Here is a 1,871-nt window from a genome sequence, read left to right as displayed (position 1 = left end):
CACTGATGTTGGCATGGGCCGCGCTGGCATCGTCATGGGCCTGGAGGTTTCACGCCTTGCAAGAAACAATGCCGACTGGCATCGGCTGCTGGAAATCTGCGCGCTTGCGGACACGCTGATTCTTGACGAGGACGGGATATACGACCCGGCAAGCTTCAACGATCGGCTCCTGCTTGGGCTCAAGGGAACAATGAGTGAAGCCGAACTGCATGTTCTCAAGGCACGACTACGCGGCGGAATCCTGAACAAGGTAAGCCGTGGCGAGTATCGCTGCCTGCTACCGACCGGCTTTGTATACGACGAACTCGGCAATGTAGTGCTTGACCCAGATTCGCAGGTCAGGGAAACCATTGCTTACTTCTTCGAGACATTCTCGCGGGTCGGCTCTGCCTGTCAGACGGTCAAGGTCTTCAAGAATGAAGGCCTTCTGTTCCCCTCCCGCACGCGCAACGAGAAGTTCGTCATATTCCAGCACCTGACCGCGTCGGCGGCACTTCGGATGCTGAACAATCCGCGCTACGCAGGTGCTTATGCCTACGGCCGACGGCAGTATCGGCGAATTGCAGACGGGCGGAAGGTGCCTCGAAGACGTAATCGCGATGACTGGCTTGCCTGTATCCCGGACGCCCATCCGGGATACATCACCTGGGAGCAGTTTCAGCAGAACCTCAAGGTCCTGGAAACGAATGGTCGCGGATATGAAGTTGCGCGATCATCGCCGCCTCGCGAGGGGGCCGCTTTACTGCAGGGGCGCGCCCATCTGTGGACGTTGCGGCAGGCATCTCCGGCTCCGGTACGCTACCCGACGCGGACGACAGGAGGCGTGGTATATCTGCGATCGAGCGAAAGGCACCCGTGGAGAACCTGCCTGCCAGTCGATTGCCGGAGCACCGATCGACGAGGCAGTTGGTGCATTGGTGGTCGCGTCGATGACTCCAGCTGCAGTTGAGTTGGCGTGGGAGATTCGCAGGGAGGTTGAGGCTCGTCACGATGAAGCCGACCAGTTACGCCTTCGCGCCATCGAACGCGCCCAGTTCGACGCAGATCTTGCCCAACGGCGGTTCATGCTAGTCGATCCGAACAACCGGCTGGTTGCCGACACCCTCGAGCACGAATGGAACGATAAGTTGCGCACATTGGCCGACGCCAGGGAGCAAAGGGAGCGTAGCCAGCAGCAGGAGCGTCTTGCGCTCGACGATGCGATTCGCGACCGGCTCGTCGCCATGACGGCTGACTTCAAGACCCTCTGGGGAGACCCGTCCTTGGCAAATCGGGAGCGTAAGCGGCTGCTCGCCTATATCGTCGAGGACGTCACACTGGTCAAACTTCCAGACGAAGGAACAACCAGGATCCACGTTCGCTTCAAGGCCGGCAAGACTGAAACGCTCACGGCGCAGAATCCCAAATCCTCTGCACAACAGGTCAAGACGCGGCCAGAGGTCCTGGATCTTATCGACACGCTTCTCGATATCCATACATGCTCAGAGATTGCGGTAATCCTCAACAATCAGGGCATCCGCCCCGGTGGCTGCATCCGCCCGGGCAAGGAGGACATCCGATTTACCGCGATGCGCGTCTCATATGCCGCTCAGCGAAACGGCTTACGCTCGCGTCGCGACAGACTGAGAGACCGTGGCATGTTGACGAGATCGGAGGCCGCCTCCCGGCTCGGAATCCATGAAGCCACGCTCATCAGGTGGGTTGAGTACGGGCTCGTCACCAGACACGCCTACAACGACTATGCGTTTCTCTACGAGGTCCCAGATTCGAACCCGCCGGTGAAGCACAGCAGCCGATGGGACTCACTCACTGACCGCGCAGCAGCAGCCCGGGCGGCATTGGGATCCAAAACCTTCTGATCTAACTGAAGG

General features: G+C 59.5%; 2 protein-coding genes. Both read left to right on the top strand.

Going from position 1 to position 1,871, the window contains the following annotated elements; translation table 11 throughout:
• Positions 1 to 949: recombinase family protein (locus AB4Y34_RS41505; protein ID WP_368719266.1), on the top strand; the 949-nt coding region annotated here is incomplete at its 5' end.
• Positions 930 to 1,859: a hypothetical protein gene (locus AB4Y34_RS41500; protein WP_368719265.1), complete on the top strand. Its 930-nt coding sequence runs from the start codon at positions 930 to 932 to the stop codon at positions 1,857 to 1,859. The genes AB4Y34_RS41505 and AB4Y34_RS41500, both read left to right, overlap by 20 nt.
• The last annotated feature ends 12 nt before the right edge of the window (positions 1,860 to 1,871 follow it).

Source organism: Paraburkholderia sp. BR10954, from assembly GCF_040965775.1.
GTDB lineage: Bacteria > Pseudomonadota > Gammaproteobacteria > Burkholderiales > Burkholderiaceae > Paraburkholderia > Paraburkholderia youngii.
This window is presented reverse-complemented; position numbering and strand designations above follow the sequence as displayed.

Bases quoted from the DNA above. Each gene is read 5' to 3' on its own strand.
- AB4Y34_RS41500 (WP_368719265.1), top strand. From the start codon at position 930: ATGACTCCAGCTGCAGTTGAGTTGGCGTGGGAGATTCGCAGGGAGGTT.